The sequence below is a fragment of the Methanobrevibacter sp. genome, from assembly GCF_045114555.1.
In the GTDB taxonomy this organism is placed as follows: Archaea; Methanobacteriota; Methanobacteria; order Methanobacteriales; family Methanobacteriaceae; genus Methanobrevibacter.
This window is the reverse complement of sequence record NZ_JBGUKT010000029.1, coordinates 1-18,499: the sequence shown is the minus strand read 5'-3', so window position 1 is coordinate 18,499 and position 18,499 is coordinate 1. Positions and strand designations below refer to the sequence as shown.

Sequence of the window (18,499 nt, the reverse complement as noted above, 5' to 3'; positions counted from 1 at the left end):
ATTGAACAATTTTAGTTTAACTTATTCTAATTTTTCAGCCTCTTCGGCTTCTTTTATTTTCTGGACTGTTCCCCAACTTCTTCTAACGAAATCTGGCATTTCATCATATTTAAATTTCTTCAAGAAGTTTTTGGTTTTTGGATCGCTTGGATAACCTGAACCGATTCCATCTCGATCTTTGGTGGATCTGATGTACTGCTTATTTATTTCTTCAATAATCATGTCCCTTTTTGTTTTTGCAATGATTGAAGCTGCTCCAACTGCAAGATAGTTATCATCTGCCTTATGTTCCGCAATGACCTCACAGCTATGGCCTACATATTCTTCCATCTCCTCCTGAAGTCTTCCTTCCTTAACATCCAAAGCATCTATGATGATTCTATCTGCTCGAAGAGTATTTATGATTTTTTTCATAGCTAGTTTTTCTATTTGATTAAGATTAATTCCTTTTGCTCTTAAAGTGTCAATATCCTTTGCAGTAATTACCACTGTTTCATAATCGAACATTTTAGTTAACTTACGATATAGGACAGCTCTTCTGTTAGGAGTTAATCTTTTAGAATCTTTCACGCCCATTCTTTCAATGATCTTTTCTTTTTTCTCAGGTATTACAATACCGGCCATAACCATAGGGCCTAAAACAGGGCCTCTTCCAGCTTCATCTAATCCTAGTGTATCCATATTATTAAATCCAGTTTTATTATTTAAATAGTTTAGTTTTATTTAGTTTTCATTAAATAGTTACATATCAGTTTTATTAATTTTTATAAAATAAGATTTTAAAGTTTAAAAGAAGTAATTTTGATGGTGTTGGTTTTTGGTGTTAAAAGGAATATTATGGATTGTAAAGACAATCCATAGTATTATACGTATTAATAACGCTTGAAATTGTTTAAATTTATTTCATAGCTTTTAAACGTACTTCCGGTTCTAAAGCTAATGGTTCAGCAGCTACGATTGCAGTTCCTTTTGCAACTACGGTCATAGGGTCATCAGAAATTTGAATTGGGATGTCGGATTCATCATAAATTCTTTCTTTAAGACCTCTTAATCTGGAACTTCCTCCTACTGCTACAGTATTTTTGTAAACTCCCATCATCAATTCTGCAGGTAATCTTTCTAGGATAATGTTTAATCCGCCAACAACTGCTTGGATGATTGGTTCTACTGCATCTGCAACTAACATTGAGTCAATAACAACTTTTTTAGGTCTGTTAGTTTCTAAGGATTTACCAATAACTTCATAACTTAAGTTTTCAAATTCTTCGCTGCAATGAATCATTCCAATTTCCATTTTTGCAGCTTCCGCATCGTGAATGCTAATTGCAACATTGTATTTTTCTGCAACCAATTCCACGATTCTATTATCAATGTCGTCTCCACCTACTCTTACGGTTTCGATATCGTTGATTCCACCAAGGGAAATAACCACCAAATCAGTAGATCCTGCACCAATGTCAATTACCATGGTTCCATTTGGTTCTGCGATAGGCAATCCTGCACCAATAGCTGCAGCTAAACCTTCACTGACTACTAAAACGTATTCAGCACCAGCTTTTCTACCTATTTCTTCAGCAGCATTTTTTTCTACTTCAGAAGCGTCTCCAGGAATTCCAATAACAATTCTTCCCACGGTTTCTCCTTCGTTAATACCAATTTCCATAGCTCTAATGAGTAATGCTTGTGCTTGTGCAACGTTTTCGATTACTCCTTTTTTAAGTGGTCTTACTGCAACAATGTCCTCTGGAGTTCTGCCTAACATTTTTTTAGCTTCTTCTCCAACAGCAAGTACTGCGGAAGGGTCATCTTTTTTTACAGCAACTACAGAAGGAATTTGGTATAAGTCAAATTTGTCTCCTGATGGTTTTGCAATTACTGTGTTTAAGGTACCTAAGTCAATACCTAAACTATTTTTCACAACTCTTGTTGGTTCAATTTCAATAGCGTCTTCATTTCCGAAAATACTCAAAGTTATTCCTCCATTGATAAAATTAAATTAAATCATTTAATAGATTATTTAATCGATTTTATTTTTTTAATTATTAATTAATTCATGTTTTTGAATTGAAATATTCAACTAAAATATTCATAAAATTAATTAATGTTTTAACAATAATTATTTATAATTTTTATTAATAATAAGTTTTTGTATAAAATTATGAAAAGATTTTAAGAATTATGTAAAAATAGTCAAAAATATGATTTTTTTGTTGGGTGTGTAAAAAGTTTAATTAATTATTGTAGTTGATTTTCTTCTTGTGATTCTAAGGTGTTGTCTAGATTGGTGTTTTCTTCTTGTTTCTCTTCTTCCTGATTTTCTATTTTATCTTCTTCCACATTCTCAATGATTCTTTGCTTTTCTTTATCTTGGATTGTTTTCTTTAAGTCAATTCCAAATAAGCTATTGTTTTGGCTAATTTCTTTAACATGCTCAATATCATTTTCATCTACTACAGAAACTAGGATTGCGGATAAAACAACATCGCTCATATCAAGTATTGGGGTCACTGTACTTCTTAAAAAGGATGGCAATTTAAATCTTGTATTAAGCTCAGCCTTAATAAAACTGCTTGTATGATCTTCAGCTAAAATGTTTATTTTTGTATTTTGCCTATTTGTTTCTCCATTGAATGATTTCATTGATTCTTCGGGACCAACAATCACCAATAGATTAGGCACTTCATTAATATGCACATTAGTTATCTCTACAGATGCCCCTCCTTTCTCATTGCACCTGTTTCTAAGTTCGCTGATTTTCAGTGTCTCTCCTTTTAGCATTAAGCAATCAAATCTTTTTGAAGTGTATTTATCTAAAATCTTAATGGATTCTCTAAATAGAATTTGAACTCTATCCTTAGCGGTAATTGCATTGTATGCTATATCATCAACTAGCTTTTCATTACCTGCGATGACACACCATACGTGTTCATTATTCTCTCTAGATGAAACTTTTGCAGCTCTTCTGAGAATTTGTATCCTGTCTTCAATCATATAATCACTTAATAGAGTTTAAATTAATTGTCGAATCCTTTTTCTTAAATCCTTTTTCTTAAATCCTTTGATTTTTTCGAATCAATTATCTGTTTATTGTTTGCATATTCATTTTAAATTATTGTTCGTATTACTATTTTCAATTAAAACCAAGAATTTTAATGCTATACTATTTTAATATATTTCATTATTATAATATAAAATTTTGTTTTTATATAGGCCTATATAAATCAGTTTATTTTTTTAAAAAAAATTAAATATAAGATAATAGAATATATTAAATACTATTGAGTAAATATTTAAGTAATGAATTAAAACAATATTCATGTAATATTGCTTAATGAATTATGCTAGTTTGTAAAAATTGTTTATTTTTTAAGTAAAGTTATAGTGAAAATGTAGAATTGAATTCATGTAAAAAAATTTAATTTATTTAGAATATTTACTTTATTTAAAATATATATTATTTTAATTAAAAATGCTAATTTGAGTTTATTTTTCAAATATAGTTAAATTTTTTAATTAAATTACTTTTAACTAATGTATTGTTATTTTATATTGATTTAGAAAACAATTAATCGTTTTTTGAAAAAATTAATAAGGGAGTTTATTTAAAATATTATTTGGAGTCAAATTATGAGATTAAAAAGTGTAGGAATGGGATATTTTTTAGCTATTCCTGATGTCATTTCAATATTGAATTTGGTATTTGGATTTTTAGCTATTTTAATGGTTATTGGCAATCATTTAACATATGCATCAGTGTGCATACTTGTTGCAGTTGTTTTTGACTCTGTAGATGGATGGGTTTCAAGAAAACTTAATCGTGATGATAAATTTGGTTTTGGTAAGAATATTGATTCCTTAGCAGATATTGTATCTTTTGGTGTTGCGCCTTCAGTCATCTTATATTATATAGGATTAGGAATCTCTGACTGGGCAGGATACTTAATGGCGATCATTGCTGTTTTAACACTTGTTTGTGGTATGTTAAGACTTACTCGTTACAATGTAATTTCAGATAAAATTAATTACCACGGATTTGTTGGATTCCCAATACCTGGTACAGCTATTATCATAGCAACTTATTACCTAAGCGGTTTATTTAATGTTGCAGTTGCTGCAATATTAATGTTGTTTGCAGCTTATTTGATGATCAGTACAATCAGATACCCTAAAGTTGACAATTATTATGTTATTGGATTTGGAGCAGTAATGATATTATTATTGATTTTACCTATTAATGTATCAATAGGTGCTGTAAATCTTCCAGCTTTAGCATTGTTTGTATTATCATTAGTCTATATGTTCATGACCTTCTTAGAATTCTTCATTGATACTGAAGAAGCTTTAACTGCAGAAAATGTTAATAGAAATATTGGTCAAGTTAGAGAAATAACCGCTGATAAAGTCAGTGGTTCCTTAAGTTCTGCAAAAGATGCTTTCAAATCAATGAGAGAGAATATCAATAAGGTTTCTTCAGGGGAAATTATTGGTGAAGCTAAGAAGTCAGATAAAGAAGAAGAGGAAGAGGAAAAACTATTGAATATCAGTACTGGTGAAGTGGAAAACGAATAGTTTTATTAAGTAATTTTCTTAATTATTTCTTAAAACTTTCTTCACTTTTTATTTTTTATATTTTATTTTCGAGTTTTTTGATTCCAATTTCTTTTTTTTAAATTTTTTATCAAACTATTTTTATTATTCCATCAATTGGGAAATTTAATTTATTCATTTAATTTATTTAATCCTATTAATTCTTTGAAAACCTGTTTTTTCTGCTATTTTTATCTCATTCCGTTTTAGGTTTGATAACTATGACTAATCGGAAAAATCGATTTAATTTATTTAAGAATGATAAGTTTAAGATTAAATTAAAAAATAAGGGGGTAAAAAAGAAATCTAATGATAAAACGAATGATGAAAAGTCAGAGTCTTCGGATTTTTTAAGTTTTGATTCTATAATTCCTGAAAATTCCCCCTTAAAGAATAATTCACATTCTAGTTCTGGATTTTATAATGATGAGTTTAGTCTTAAGGATAATTTAAGGTATAACTCAAGGAATAATTCAAAGGATAATTTAAGGCTTAACTCAAGGAATAATTCAAGGGGCAATTCAAGGGATAATTCTGATGCCAAAAATGATTTGGATGAATTTGATGAAAAATACTCCAAATACATATATTCTCCAGATTCTAATGGTCTAAGTGATTTTAAAAATACTTCTAATGAAAAGTTTAATGGGATGAAAAATTCTCAAAATGAGTTTTTTGTGGATAATCATTTAAAGGAAGATGATAAGAAAAATCTTAAAGAGAATCTTTTAAATTTCAAAAAAAATCTATTGAATAAAAATGATGCTTCAAAATCATTTTTTGCTAAAGCGGTTATTCTATTGATATTTTTAGTGTTAATATCCTCTGTATTTTACTTTTTTGTTTATCAACCATTTCAGAGCGAATTGAATTTGGAAAAAAATTCAAAGCTAAATGAGCTGAATGCCTTGTATAAGGGGCCTTTAGAGTTAAATTCAAATGCTTATACTTTAAAGAATAGAATTGATCAATCTTATGATATTGAAGAAATCAAGTCGATTGATGTTTTAAGGTTTGCCACTAAGGATTGGAGAATTTATCATAGTTCTAAGATTGTATCTTCTAAGGATGATTTTGGTAGAGTGATGATGTCTTATGGAGAAAATAAGAATATTATCATGTCTGTTAAAGATGCAAATGATTTTGTTAAGGATAATGATGCTAAAATCCTATCAAATGTTCAATTCAATAAAGTCAACACAGTCATTGTTCCAATTTCTCTTACAAGGCTTCAGGCTACTGCAGGATTAATTTCTGTAGGTTCTGTTGTTGATGTCTACTGCTTAAGAGATAATTCTTCAGAGCATATGGATGATTATGATAGTATGGATAGCAATGTAAGTTCAGTGCAATCAAATGAAACCATTGCTAATGGCACTTTGGAAGAGAATGAAGAAGACCCAATTGTAAGTGGAGCAACAGTTTTGGCTATCCTGCGTTCTAAGGATAGTGGTTTAGTTGATAGCACTGTTTCCAAATCAAGAACAATCATTAAAGGAAATGAAACAAAACCATTTGAAAACACTGTTTCCTATTCAAGTGATGTTGAAGAACTTCTTAAATCTGCAGTATTGAATTCAAACAATGTTGATGATGCTTTAGATTCTTATTTGATGAATTATGGTGTTAGATTGTCTAATTTCGAAAGAATGTCTAATTTGGGTGATCTCGATTCAGAGTATATTATTCTTCTAGAGGTCCCTCATTCTGATGTTAATTTCATCATCAACAATATGGATAATTTAATTTTAACAATTCCTACAGATTTTGCTCCTGACTGGGTCGTTAATGAATTGAATGAAACATATTATGAAAACTTATATCAGGACAATTCTTTGGATTTATTATAATTTTCATTGATTTTTATCATTTTTTCTTTTAATTTTTTATTTTTATCTTTTCAATCCATTTTTCAAACAAAAATATTATAAATTTATTAAATATGAAAAATAGATAAAAAAATATCAAGATTAAAATTTAAGATTAAATATCAAAGTAATATTAAGAAATTTAATGAAATTTAATGTTAAGTGTTTTTATTTGCAAATTTATTGCAAATATTTTTGAATTTAGAATAGTTTAATTCGTTGTTGATTTTTATGGATATAAAGAGTTTTTTAAAGCCTACAACAATCATTGTAGTCATTGCTTTCTTAATTATAGGGTTATATGCCTTAACAGAAGTAAATTACTTTTCATATAAGAATGTAGCTGAATCTAATGATGTGAATGCATCTGTAATCATTATTCCTTCATTGGGAGTCTTTGAAAAGATTAATAATGTTTCCATATCTCAAGGGGTAATGTATGACACCACTTCGAACATTCCAACTAAAGGAGATACTGTTTTATTTGGTCATAGGACATTGCAAGGCTCTCCATTTTTACGTTTAGATGCTCTTAAGAAAGGGGATGTAGTCACTTTAGAATGGCCTGGAATCGGTGAAATCAATTACACTGTTAAAGATTCTAAGATAATATCCCCCGCTAATTATTTGGATTTAAATGAAAGTCATGAAACTGGAGATATCCATAATCAGGAATTGATGTTAGTAACTTGCCATCCTATTGGCTCATCTGCTGAAAGACTTCTTGTAACTGCTCAGTTGAATTCTACAAGTTTCATCAATGAAACAGCATTGGAAGAAAATCCTCAAGCTAATGGGGCATGGTTCATTACTGCAGGATTCTTAATATTTGGACTTATAATATCCTATTTCACTCCTGCTGATGAGCGAAAAATTATTTTAGCGGTTGTCATAGCTATTACAATTGTTCTGGTTTATTTCTGCATTTTCCCAGTATCTTCACAAATTTGGGCTGATCAGTTAGGATGGTTAAATAGCTTAATGGGAATTAATTAAATTCTTTTAATTTTTTAAGTTAATTTTTTAAATTAATTTTTTAAGAGTCATATGAAAATAAAATTATTCTAATATTCACTTGAAATTAATTTATTTTGAGGTATTTTATGGACACTAAAGAAAAATATTTTTCTAATATTTCAAATAGGGAAAGGGCAATATTTGAAGGGGCCATTAGTATGGGGGCTTTGTTCCATCAATTCGTAGGAACTCCCTTTAATAAAACCAATATTGCTAGTTTGGAAAAAGCTATGGAAGAGTCTTTCACTTTGCAGCCTTGCATTGATAAGGTAGAGGTTTCAATTGATTTGGATAGATTGGATAAGGCAATGACTGAATTTGAATACACATCTTTAAGTGGGGATATGCTGGATGTTAAAATATATTCAAAAGTCGATGATGTTTTGGCTGTTATCCGAATCAAATTCATAGAAGAACTTAATTATCCTTTAATGTTTGTTGAGGAGATAATTGAATAATTTGGTTAGTCCTTATTTTTTATAACTCTTATTTTTTCCAATCTCTTATTTTTTCTATTTTTATTTTCATAATCCAATAATTGATTTTTATTATTTTATATTCCTACTTAACTTTTTTTAGCTACTTTTTTATTTTTTTTAATTATTCTAATGATTTTAATTATTTTAGATAATTCCTATTTTTTTAATTATTTAGTTTAAATATACTAAATTATTTAAATAAACACTGCCATATATATTAATATTATGATTAATATCTTAAGGTAAACAATAGCGATAAGGTATTTATTTTAATATTTGAATTAATTTATTTCAAACTATACAAAGAATGTGAGATGATTTAATGATTATTATAGATTCTAAGCTTTGTAAAGGATGCGATATTTGTATAGCTACTTGTCCTAAAAATGTCTATTCAAAATCTGACAAAGTAAACACAAAAAATGTTTACCTTCCTTTCCCAGAACATGAGGAAGGTTGCACTAAATGTGGTTTATGTGAAGTATCCTGTCCTGATCAAGCTATTTATGTTGAAAAAGAGGTGGAATAAATGGTGGAAGAGCGATTTGTTCAAGGAAATGAGGCTTGCGCATTAGGTGCAATAGCTGCAAACTGCAGATTCTTTGCAGGTTACCCAATTACTCCATCTACTGAAATTGCAGAACAAATGTCTATTTTGCTTCCAAAATATGGGGGTTCTTTTGTTCAAATGGAGGATGAAATTGCATCTGCAGGAGCTATCATTGGAGCTTCCTGGAGTGGTATGAAAGCAATGACTGCCACTTCCGGCCCGGGTATTTCATTAATGCAGGAAAATATAGGTTATGGATTCATTACAGAAACTCCTATTGTAATTATCAACGTTCAAAGAGGTTCTCCATCCACAGGTCAACCTACCATGTCTGCTCAAGCGGATATGATGCAAGTTCGTTGGGGTTCTCACGGGGATTATGAACCTATTGCTTTAGCACCTTCATCCGTTCAGGAATTCTTTGATTTCACCATCAAAGCTTTTAATTTAGCTGAGGAATACAGAGTTCCTGTAACTGTTCTTGCTGATGAAGTTGTAGGGCATATGAGAGAAAAATTGATAATTCCTGATGATATTGAAATTGTTGCTCGTAAAAGACCTGAAAAGGCAGATGGTCAATACTTGCCATTTGATGCTCCTTGTGATGGAACTACTCCTATGCCTGCTTTTGGTGATGGATTCAATATTCACGTCACTGGACTCACTCACGATGAGAGGGGTTATCCCGACACTAACGATCCAGACACTCATACTCAATTAGTTGAAAGATTATGCAATAAAGTTTTAATGCACAGAAAAGATATCTGTTCCGTTAAAAAGGAAAATTGTGATGATGCAGACATCGTTATTGTATCATGTGGTTCTCCATACCGTTCTGTTGGAGCTGCTATGAAGAAGGCAAGAGAAGAAGGCATAAAAGTAGGATCTCTTAAAATTGACACTCCATGGCCTTTCCCAGAAGATGAAATTGCTGAAATCGCTAAAACTGCAAATGACATAATTGTTCCTGAAATGAATTTAGGACAAATTGTCCATGAAGTTGAAAGGGCGGCACATGGTGAAGCTAATGTTCACTTGATTGGCAAGATTGGAGGAATCCTTCATAAGCCTGATGAAATTTACGATAAGATTAAGGAGATTAATGGATAGGTGGTAAAATGGTAGAAAAGGAAAGCCCATATAAAAAATATCTTAGAGAAGAAAGATTGCCACACATATTTTGTCCAGGCTGTGGAAACGGTACTGTTATGAGCACCTTCTTTAGAGGTTTAGAAGGAACCGATATTGATTTTGAAAATGTTGCTATGGTTTCAGGTATCGGTTGCTCTTCAAGAATCCCTGGTTATGCAAAATGTGATTCACTCCACACAACTCACGGAAGAGCTTTAAGCTTTGCAACTGGTCTTAAGGTGGGAAACCCTGACTTGGACGTTGTTGTATTCACTGGTGATGGGGATGCAGCATCCATTGGTGGAAATCATTTGATTCATGCTGCAAGAAGAAACATTAATCTTACTGTAATCTGTATCAACAATAATATTTATGGTATGACTGGTGGTCAAATCAGTCCAACTTCCCCTAAAGGAAGCTTTGGTACAACTGCACCTTACGGCTCAAGGGATATGCCTTTTAATTTAGCTGAACTTGTAAGTGCAGCTGGTGCATCTTATGTTGCTAGATGGACCACTACCCATCCTCTCCAATTATCCAAAGCTATTCAAAAAGGTTTGGAAAATGAAGGTTTCTCATTTATTGAAGTTGTTTCCCAATGTCCAACTTACTTCGGACGTAAAAACAAGATGAAAACTCCATTGCAAATGTTCCAATGGATCAAGGAAAACAGTATCAATAAAAGAAGAGCAGAAAAGATGGATGAGGCTGAATTGGAAGGAAAAATCATTGTTGGTGAATTTGCTAATAATCCACATGCTGAATTAACTGATAACATCAAGGCATTGGCTGAAGAGAATTCAGACAAGCCATTAGCTATTAAATCTGCATTTGAGGAGTTGGATTAAGATGAGAACTGAAGTTCGTATAGCTGGTTTTGGTGGTCAAGGAGTAATCATGGCAGGAGTTATCATTGGTAAGGCTGCTTCACTCTTTGATAATAAAAATGCTGTTCAAACCCAATCCTACGGTCCTGAAGCTCGTGGAGGGGCTTCCAGAACTGAAGTTGTTATTGATGATGATGAAATCGACTATCCTAAAGTAACCAGTCCAGACATTTTGGTTGCTATGTCTCATGAAGCTTTAATCAAGTATATGGGGGATTTGAAGGATGAAGGAGTCTTGATTATCGATCCAGACATGATTGTTGAAGAAGAGATAGTTGATTTTGTAAAAGAGCATAAGATCAAGCTTTACAGAGCACCTGCAACTAAGACTGCAACTGAAGATGTAGGACTTAGAATAGTTGCAAACATTGTAATGATTGGTGCAATTGTTAAGGTCACTGAAGTTGTTTCAGTTGATGCAGCAAAACAAGCTATTTTAGACAGTGTACCAAAAGGCACTGAAGATAAGAATATTCAAGCATTTGAAGCAGGATACGCTTTGCTTTAAATATTTTTATCATTTTTTATTTTTTTAATATTTCAAATAATTTTTGAATTATTTTTATTATTTCTTATTTTTATTATTTCTATTAATTTTTTAATTTTTTAATTCAATTTTCACTATTTTTTATAAATAATTTTAATAATAAGAAATAACATATTATATTATGTTTAAGATAATACATCAGTTCTATTGCAATATATTTATAATATATTTACAAAAATTTTTCATAGGACATTTATCTTTTTAATTTATTTTAATATTCATAAGTATTTTTAAAATTCATACTAATTTTCATGCTTATTAAATAAGAGTGAGAAAAATGAAGTTTTTTGAACATAGTGCAAAAAAGGTTTTTGAAAGTGAAGGAATTAAAATTTTAGAAGGGCATGTTGTATACTCTCCTGAAGAAGCAATGGAAGTAGCTACTGAATTTAGTAGGCCTGTTGTACTCAAATCTCAAGTTTTAGTTGGTGGAAGAGGTAAAGCAGGAGGTATTAAGTTTGCAGACAACCCTGGTGAAGCATTCCAAATCGCAAATGACTTATTAAAGTTAGAGATTAAAGGTGAAAAAGTAAAACACTTGCTCATTGAAGAAAAAGCGAATATTCAAAGGGAATTCTTCTTAAGTGTTTCAAATGACAGAGCTAACAGAACTCCAATTATCATGGCAAGTGCTGAAGGTGGAGTGGAAATTGAAGAATTGGCAAAGACATCACCTGAAAAGATTATCCGATATAATGTAAATCCATTGAAAGAGTTCTTGCCTTATGAAGCTCGTGAAATAGCTCGTAAAATGGGTGTAGGCTCTGAGTTAGTGTCTAAAATCGGTGACATTATTTGGAAACTCTATAATGTTTATGATAAATATGATGCTGAAGTTGCTGAAATCAACCCTCTCATCTTAACTGATGATGGATTGATTGCTGCTGATGCAAAATTGGAAATTGAAAATGATGCTTTATTCCGTCATCAAGATCAAGTAAAACAAAACAGATTCAAGAAAAAGGACTTTGCTTTTGTAAAGCTTGATGGTGACATTGCAGTTATTGGAAACGGTGCAGGATTGACCTTGACCGGTATGGATATGGTAACATTATTCGGTGGAAAACCAGCTACCTTCTTGGATATCGGTGGTGGAGCATCTGATGAATCCATTAAAAAAGCTTTGAATTTAGTTTTAAATTACCCTCCTGTAAAAGTGGTATTCCTTAATGTTTTAGGGGGTATTACCAGAGCGGATGATGTTGCAAGAGGTGTAATTGCAGCTTTAGAAGACAATAAATGGGATGTAAACATTGTAACAAGACTTACTGGTACAAATGAAGAGGAAGGTCAAAGATTACTCGAAGAAGCAGGCATTCCTTATGAAATCTCATTAGAAGAAGCTGCTAAAAAAGCAGTTGCAATGTGTGAAGAGATTAAAGCAAAAGAAGCAGAAGCTAAATAGCTACTCTTCTTATTTTTCTTTTTTTAATATTTCAAAATACTTTTTTCAATATCTTTAAGTTGTTTTAATGGCTTTAAGTTTTTTTCAATTTTTATAGTTCTAATTTTTTAATTTAACTTTTTTTAAAAAATAGGATGTTTTTTATTCCAATAAAACAACTCTGCTGACTTCAGACTCTTTAGTTAATTCTCTGCCAGTTTTATCAGCTATTTCTTGAGCAAAGTCACGAACTTCCTGATTTGATGGCATATTGTCAAGACTTAAACGTTTTCTTGAAGATCCTACAAACATGTATGCTTTCACTTCAACATATTTTGGATTAGCCTTATTGATTAATTTTGCATATTCATCAGTGTTAATCATGTTTTTGCCCTTAACGGAAGTGATTCTAATAGCTGTACGGCTATCAAAACTGTTCATTAATTCAAGTGTTTTGTTTAAATTGCTCCAAGCATCATTTATTTGAGGGTTACAAAGTTCTTTATACACTTTCTCGTTAGGTGCATCTAAGGAAACATACAGTTGAGTTGGTTCGTTTTCAAGGCTTCCAAGTTTTTCCCAATACATTCCATTGCTCACTAAAAATGTTGTGAAATCCTGTCTATGGAATTCAGCTAAAAGCTCATCAATTTCAGGATATAATGTTGGCTCTCCAGCAAGTGAAATAGCTGCATTTGTTGGTTTCTTGCTTTCTTCTAGCTTTTTCTTATCTGCCTTTTTATTTCCTCCAAAACCACAGAGGAGGTTGTTTTGTGCTTTTATGGCACCTTCAATGATTGTTTTCGGGTCGTCGTATTCCCCTTCCCATTCAATTCTTGTCTGGCTCAAGTCTCTCCAGCAAAAAGAGCATTTCTGGTTACAGAATGGTACAGCTGGAGACATTTGAAGACATCTGTGGGATTGAACTCCATAGAATTGTTCTTTATAGCATACTCCTTCATTTACCATGCTTTTTCTAGTCCAATGACAGATTTTTGCAGCAGCATGTCCGTGCTCTCCTACAAATCTATAACCGCTGTATTCCAATTTTTCTTGTTCTTCCTTAGTGAATGCCATATTAATCCTTTTTGATTTTTTTGTTGATTAAAATAATTTAAATATAATTAAGAATATATATTTTATTAATATAGTAATAATTTTTTTAATTATTCTATTTATTATTTATCATACTAAAATGCATAAATCTTAGATGCATAAATGTTTGATGCATAAATGCTAGATATTATTTAATTATAGTTTTTAAGGAGGATTTGATTTGAGTCTTAAAACACCTGTTGTTATATTAAATTTTAAAACTTATTTGGAATCAAGTGGTCAAAAGGCATTGGACTTGGCGAATGCTTTAGAAAGTGCTGGTGAAGAATCTGGAGTGACCATGGTTGCTGTACCACAAGCTATTGATATTTATAGAATTAAAGAGGAAACCAGTATTCCTGTTTTATCTCAACATATTGATGCAGTATCTCCTGGAGGTCATACTGGAAGCAACTTATTTGAAAATTTTGTAGCAAGCGGTATAGATGGGACTTTATTGAACCACTCTGAATGCAGAATGACTCTTGCAGATATTGCAGAAGTTGTTAAAAAGACAAAAGAAGCAGAACTCATTTCCTGTGTATGTACCAATAATATTGAAACAAGTGTGGCAGCTGCAACCCTTGCTCCAACTTATGTTGCAGTGGAACCTCCTGAACTTATCGGTACTGGAATTCCTGTTTCAAAAGCAGATCCTGAAGTTGTGGAAGGCAGCGTATCTAAAGTGAAAGCTATCAATAAAGATGTTCAAGTCTTATGTGGTGCTGGTATTTCCACTGGTGAAGATATGGCTGCAGCTATTGAATTAGGTGCTGAAGGTGTTCTTTTAGCTTCTGGAATCATTAAGGCTGAAAGTCCTAAAGATGCATTATTGGATTTGGTAAGTAAAATTTAATAATGTTATTTAATTGTTTTTAATTAATTTATTTTTAATGATTATTATTGAGTGAAATTATGGCTAACTTTAATACTATTGATGATTTTGATGTAAATGGCAAAACAGTTTTAGTTAGGATTGACATCAACTCTCCTGTAGATCCTAATTCTGGAATCATTTTAGATGATACCCGTATGAAATTGCATGCTGAAACCATTAAGGAATTATCTATGAAAGGTGCAAAAACTGTTATTCTCGCTCACCAAAGTCGTCCAGGTAAAGATGATTTTACCACATTAGAGCAACATGCTGTCGTTTTATCTAGAGCGGTCGGTTTGGAAGTGAAATATGTTGATTCCATTTTCTCATCTAAGGCAAGGGAATCAATTATAGCTTTAGAGCCAGGGCAAATTTTACTTTTGGAAAATGTCAGGTTCTTTTCAGAAGAGCAATTGAAACGTTCTGCTGAAGAGGAAGCCACTTCTGTGCTTGTAAAAACATTGGCTCCTTTAGTTGATTATTTTGTAAATGATGCATTTGCTGCAGCACACAGGTCTCAAACATCCTTGGTTGGATTTACAAGAACTGTTCCATCAGCAGCAGGTAGAGTAATGGAAAAGGAATTGACAGTTATTGGTAATGCTTTAGAGAATGTTCAGCATCCTTGTGTTTTCGCTTTAGGTGGAATGAAGGCAGACGATTCAATTACAGTTACTGAAAACGTTTTAGAAAACGGCACAGCGGATTATGTCCTTGTTTCAGGTCTTGTTGCTAATATATTCATTTGGGCAGCAGGTTATGATATCAAATCCACCAACAAGAACTTCATTGAATCAAGAGGATATTTGGATATGGTGGATAAATGCAGAGACCTTATTGAAAGGTTTGGTGATAAGATTGTTTATCCTACTGATGTTGCAGTAAGTGTTCAAGGTGATAGGGCAGATGTAACTATTGAAAACATTCCTGATGCTTCCATTTTTGACATTGGTAGAGATTCACTGATAAAATATTCCAAGATTTTAAGAGAGGCAAAAACCATTTTTGCAAATGGTCCTGCTGGTGTGTTTGAAGACCCTAAATTTGCAATCGGTACTGAAGACATCATCAATGCAATTGCTTCTTCAAAAGGATTTTCAGTTATTGGTGGGGGACATATTGCAGCAGCTACCGTTAATTTAGGTTATGGCGATAAGATGGACCATATCAGTAGTGGTGGTGGAGCTTCCATTGATATGTTAGCTGGTAATCCATTGCCTGCAGTTGTAGCTCTTGAAGAGTCTAAGGAATTATTTGAAAATAAATAATTTTTAAAATTATTTTTCCTTCTCTATTTTTTCATTTCTTTTTTATTTCTTTTTTTAAAAGTATTCTTATTTTTTTATTCAATGCATTGTTTTTCATAAAAATTTTTAATGATTTTTACCATATTTTCGAGTTATTTTAAATACTTTTTAAAAATTTCATAATAATTTATAATGAATAATCATGATAAATTATACAAAACTTTATATAAAAATAAAGATAAAAGATAAGAATGTTGAAAAAAATTTAAGATTCTAAAGGTTATAAAATGACAGATGAAATTATAATTTCTGACAGTGAAAATGTAAAAAACGCATTAAATGGATTTCAAGACGCTTTAAAAAATGTTAAGGAGATTTCTCCTTTGACCTTTTGCATTACCAATTTTGTTACAGTTACTGATTGTGCGAATGCAGCATTAGCTATTGGAGCATCACCAATCATGTCCAATGGTGCTGAAGAAGGTGGAGAAATAGTAAATATTGCAAGCGCTTTTGTAATAAATATTGGAACATTAAGCAAAGCTCAGAATGAATTGATGAGAAACAGTGCAAACCAAGCTAAGGAAATCGATAAACCTATCATATTTGATCCAGTAGGTGCAGGTGTAAGTGCTTTAAGAAATGACATGACAAAGGAAATTGTTGAAAATTATCCTCTTGCATTAATTAGAGGAAACATGTCTGAAATCAAAGCCATTACTAAATTGATTAATCTTGATGAAAGCAATGATTCTGTAGCTAAAGGAGTGGATGTAGCAGCAAGTGATGTTATTTCTAAGGATAATTTGGCTGTTAATGGATTGCTTGTAAAAGAATTGGCTAAGGAATTAAATACTGTTGTTATTGCAAGCGGACCTATTGATATTATTTCAGATGGTGATGTGACCTTCGGTCTTGAAAATGGTGATGAGATGATGCCTCTCATTACTGGTAGCGGCTGTATGTTAACTACAATCATGGGATCATATGTAGGTGCTAATGAACCATTGATTGGAGGAATTACTGCATGTGCATTGATGGCAGTTGCAGGTGAAAATGCTGCAGATTATGTAAGGAAGAATGATTTGGGTACCGGCAGCTTCAGAACATTATTAATTGACAATCTATATAAATTGACTGCTGAAGAATTAGTGGAAAGAGCCAATTTATTTGAAATCAACATCTAAATAACCTCTGTTCACATCTAATAAATAGGAAAGTTGGTTAAATGAAAAAAGAGGATATTGACTATTCAGTTTATTTGGTTACAGACCGAAGGAATAAAACTGATGAGGAATTTTTAAACATTATTGAAGAAGCCATTAAAGGCGGAACCACTGTTGTCCAGCTTCGTGAAAAGACTGCCTCAACTAAGGAATTCTATGACTTGGCTTTAAGAGTTAAGGAAATTACCCACAGATATGGTGTTCCCTTGTTGATTAATGATAGAATTGATATTGCGCTTGCAATTGATAGTGAAGGTGTTCATATTGGCCAAGATGATATGCCTGCAGATATCGCTCGTGAGATAATTGGCGAGGACAAGATATTAGGTGTCTCTGCTTCAACTGTTGAAGAGGCTAAAAAAGCTGAGAATGATAGTGCAGATTATATAGGTTCTGGTGCTGTTTTTCCTACAGCAACTAAGGATGATGCAGATTCAGTATCAAAAGAGGAATTAAAGGAAATTGTAGATTCAATTGATATTCCTGTAGTGGCAATTGGTGGAATCACTGTAGAAAATGCCAGTTCATTGAAGGATAGTGGCATTGCAGGATTTTCAGTTGTCAGCGCTATAATGAGTGCAGAAGATCCAAAAGAGGCTTCAAAAAAATTAAAGGAAATTTATTTCTCTTAATTTCTTTTCTTTTCTTCGTTTTTTATTGCATTCATTGCAATATTTTTTCTTGATTTTTTCACTTTTTCTATTTTTCTTTTTATTTTCTCTATTTCTAATTTATTTTAATTTAAAGAAAATAGATTCAATAGTAAACTATTTAAATGATATTTTACTAATTACTATTGTTGAATATTTTAATGGAATATTCCTATGCCGAACATTCCATTTGGATATTGGTTCTCTTTTTAATTTTTCATTGCCTCGGTGGCTCAGTCTGGTAGAGCGCGAGACTTGTAATCTCGTGGTCGCGGGTTCAATTCCCGTCCGGGGCTTTATATAATCTGATTCTGTAATTTGAGTCAGTTATATGATTTATTTAATCGGTTATATAATTTTACTAATCAGTTATATGATTTACCAAAACATTTATATATTATGGTAATATAAAATAAGTATGTTGTATAAATATTGTTGGGACCATAGGGTAGCTTGGTCGATCCTTTGGGCTTTGGGAGCCTGAGACTCCGGTTCAAATCCGGGTGGTCCCACTTTGTATCTACCCGACTTAGCTCAATTTGGCAGAGCGTTGGACTGTAGATCCAAATGTTGCTGGTTCAAGTCCGGCAGTCGGGATTTTATTATTATATCTATTTTATCGTATTGATTTTTATTTTGAAATTTGATTTTTTAAATTTCAATTTATTTCAAAGTACGATAGGTAGAAACATTTATATATAATAATAAATATATTATTTTAATGAGTATAATTTATACTCACATAGTTTGCCCTGGTGGTGTAGGGGCTATCATGTGGGCCTGTCGAGCCCGCGACTCGGGTTCAAATCCCGGCCAGGGCGCTTAACTATAAGTTAAGTAAGATAGCCACATTGTATTTCATTTGTTTAATCAGGGCCCGTAGCTCAGTCTGGCAGAGCGCTTGGCTTTTAACCAAGCGGCCGCGGGTTCAATTCCCGTCGGGCCCGCTCTGAT

17 protein-coding genes and 5 tRNA genes are annotated in these 18,499 nt (G+C 32.0%); 18 read left to right on the top strand and 4 right to left on the bottom strand.

All coding sequences use genetic code 11. The features are described from left to right. Positions 1–21: 21 nt before the first annotated feature. The 3 genes from rnhB to ACJMLB_RS06910 form a co-directional block, all read right to left on the bottom strand. Complete coding sequence (rnhB, locus tag ACJMLB_RS06920; protein ID WP_298537531.1) at positions 22–681, bottom strand: ribonuclease HII; 660 nt, start codon at positions 679–681, stop codon at positions 22–24. Positions 682–898: 217 nt separating this feature from the next. Next, positions 899–1,969 carry a rod shape-determining protein gene (locus tag ACJMLB_RS06915; protein WP_295607865.1) on the bottom strand — a complete coding sequence of 357 codons (1,071 nt, stop codon included), beginning with the start codon at positions 1,967–1,969 and terminating at the stop codon, positions 899–901. Positions 1,970–2,235: 266 nt separating this feature from the next. Beyond that, positions 2,236–2,991: a hypothetical protein gene (locus ACJMLB_RS06910; RefSeq protein WP_295607863.1), complete on the bottom strand. Its 756-nt coding sequence runs from the start codon at positions 2,989–2,991 to the stop codon at positions 2,236–2,238. A gap of 636 nt (positions 2,992–3,627) precedes the next feature. Here ACJMLB_RS06910 and ACJMLB_RS06905 point away from each other — a divergent pair. The 9 genes from ACJMLB_RS06905 (at position 3,628) to sucC (ending at position 12,471) form a co-directional block, all read left to right on the top strand. Next, a complete protein-coding gene (locus ACJMLB_RS06905; protein ID WP_295607860.1) occupies positions 3,628–4,569 on the top strand; it encodes an archaetidylserine synthase in 942 nt (313 codons plus the stop codon). 239 nt (positions 4,570–4,808) lie between these two features. Next, a complete protein-coding gene (locus ACJMLB_RS06900) occupies positions 4,809–6,437 on the top strand; it encodes a hypothetical protein (RefSeq protein WP_405324768.1) in 1,629 nt (542 codons plus the stop codon). A gap of 249 nt (positions 6,438–6,686) precedes the next feature. Further along, positions 6,687–7,451: a class E sortase gene (locus ACJMLB_RS06895; protein WP_296856590.1), complete on the top strand. Its 765-nt coding sequence runs from the start codon at positions 6,687–6,689 to the stop codon at positions 7,449–7,451. Positions 7,452–7,558: 107 nt separating this feature from the next. Next, the gene (locus tag ACJMLB_RS06890) at positions 7,559–7,930 is read left to right on the top strand and encodes a dihydroneopterin aldolase family protein (RefSeq protein ID WP_296856588.1); all 372 of its coding nucleotides are present in this window, start codon (positions 7,559–7,561) and stop codon (positions 7,928–7,930) included. 343 nt (positions 7,931–8,273) lie between these two features. Beyond that, positions 8,274–8,480 carry a ferredoxin family protein gene (locus ACJMLB_RS06885; protein WP_295607848.1) on the top strand — a complete coding sequence of 69 codons (207 nt, stop codon included), beginning with the start codon at positions 8,274–8,276 and terminating at the stop codon, positions 8,478–8,480. Further along, entirely contained in the window at positions 8,481–9,611 is a 1,131-nt protein-coding gene (locus tag ACJMLB_RS06880) for a 2-oxoacid:acceptor oxidoreductase subunit alpha (RefSeq protein ID WP_405324765.1), read from the top strand. An 8-nt stretch (positions 9,612–9,619) separates the two neighbouring features. Beyond that, the gene (locus ACJMLB_RS06875; RefSeq protein ID WP_405324763.1) at positions 9,620–10,480 is read left to right on the top strand and encodes a 2-oxoacid:ferredoxin oxidoreductase subunit beta; all 861 of its coding nucleotides are present in this window, start codon (positions 9,620–9,622) and stop codon (positions 10,478–10,480) included. A 1-nt stretch (position 10,481) separates the two neighbouring features. After that, the gene (locus tag ACJMLB_RS06870; RefSeq protein WP_295607839.1) at positions 10,482–11,027 is read left to right on the top strand and encodes a 2-oxoacid:ferredoxin oxidoreductase subunit gamma; all 546 of its coding nucleotides are present in this window, start codon (positions 10,482–10,484) and stop codon (positions 11,025–11,027) included. 316 nt (positions 11,028–11,343) lie between these two features. Beyond that, positions 11,344–12,471 carry an ADP-forming succinate--CoA ligase subunit beta gene (sucC, locus tag ACJMLB_RS06865; RefSeq protein WP_405324761.1) on the top strand — a complete coding sequence of 376 codons (1,128 nt, stop codon included), beginning with the start codon at positions 11,344–11,346 and terminating at the stop codon, positions 12,469–12,471. 141 nt (positions 12,472–12,612) lie between these two features. Here the strand turns inward: sucC and twy1 are convergent, their stop codons facing one another. After that, a complete protein-coding gene (gene twy1 / locus ACJMLB_RS06860) occupies positions 12,613–13,527 on the bottom strand; it encodes a 4-demethylwyosine synthase TYW1 (protein ID WP_405324759.1) in 915 nt (304 codons plus the stop codon). Positions 13,528–13,726: 199 nt separating this feature from the next. Between twy1 and tpiA the strand changes: the two genes are divergently transcribed. The 9 genes from tpiA to ACJMLB_RS06815 all read left to right on the top strand — a co-directional run bounded on the left by tpiA (position 13,727) and on the right by ACJMLB_RS06815 (position 18,492). Continuing rightward, positions 13,727–14,401 (top strand): triose-phosphate isomerase, encoded by a 675-nt coding sequence (gene tpiA, locus ACJMLB_RS06855; RefSeq protein WP_295607833.1) that lies wholly within the window; start codon positions 13,727–13,729, stop codon positions 14,399–14,401. Positions 14,402–14,457: 56 nt separating this feature from the next. Then, positions 14,458–15,690 carry a phosphoglycerate kinase gene (locus ACJMLB_RS06850; RefSeq protein ID WP_295607910.1) on the top strand — a complete coding sequence of 411 codons (1,233 nt, stop codon included), beginning with the start codon at positions 14,458–14,460 and terminating at the stop codon, positions 15,688–15,690. A 266-nt stretch (positions 15,691–15,956) separates the two neighbouring features. Further along, on the top strand, positions 15,957–16,856 hold the full coding sequence (gene thiM / locus ACJMLB_RS06845) for a hydroxyethylthiazole kinase (protein WP_405324756.1): 900 nt from the start codon (positions 15,957–15,959) through the stop codon (positions 16,854–16,856). A gap of 41 nt (positions 16,857–16,897) precedes the next feature. Further along, positions 16,898–17,527, top strand: coding sequence for a thiamine phosphate synthase (gene thiE / locus ACJMLB_RS06840; RefSeq protein WP_405324754.1), 630 nt, complete (start codon positions 16,898–16,900; stop codon positions 17,525–17,527). Positions 17,528–17,767: 240 nt separating this feature from the next. Beyond that, positions 17,768–17,841: transfer RNA gene (locus ACJMLB_RS06835), tRNA-Thr, on the top strand. 141 nt (positions 17,842–17,982) lie between these two features. Further along, a tRNA-Pro gene (locus ACJMLB_RS06830) sits at positions 17,983–18,057 on the top strand. A gap of 11 nt (positions 18,058–18,068) precedes the next feature. Continuing rightward, positions 18,069–18,142, top strand: a tRNA-Tyr gene (locus tag ACJMLB_RS06825). 152 nt (positions 18,143–18,294) lie between these two features. After that, a tRNA-Asp gene (locus ACJMLB_RS06820) sits at positions 18,295–18,366 on the top strand. A gap of 52 nt (positions 18,367–18,418) precedes the next feature. Then, positions 18,419–18,492, top strand: a tRNA-Lys gene (locus ACJMLB_RS06815). Positions 18,493–18,499 lie beyond the last annotated feature (7 nt).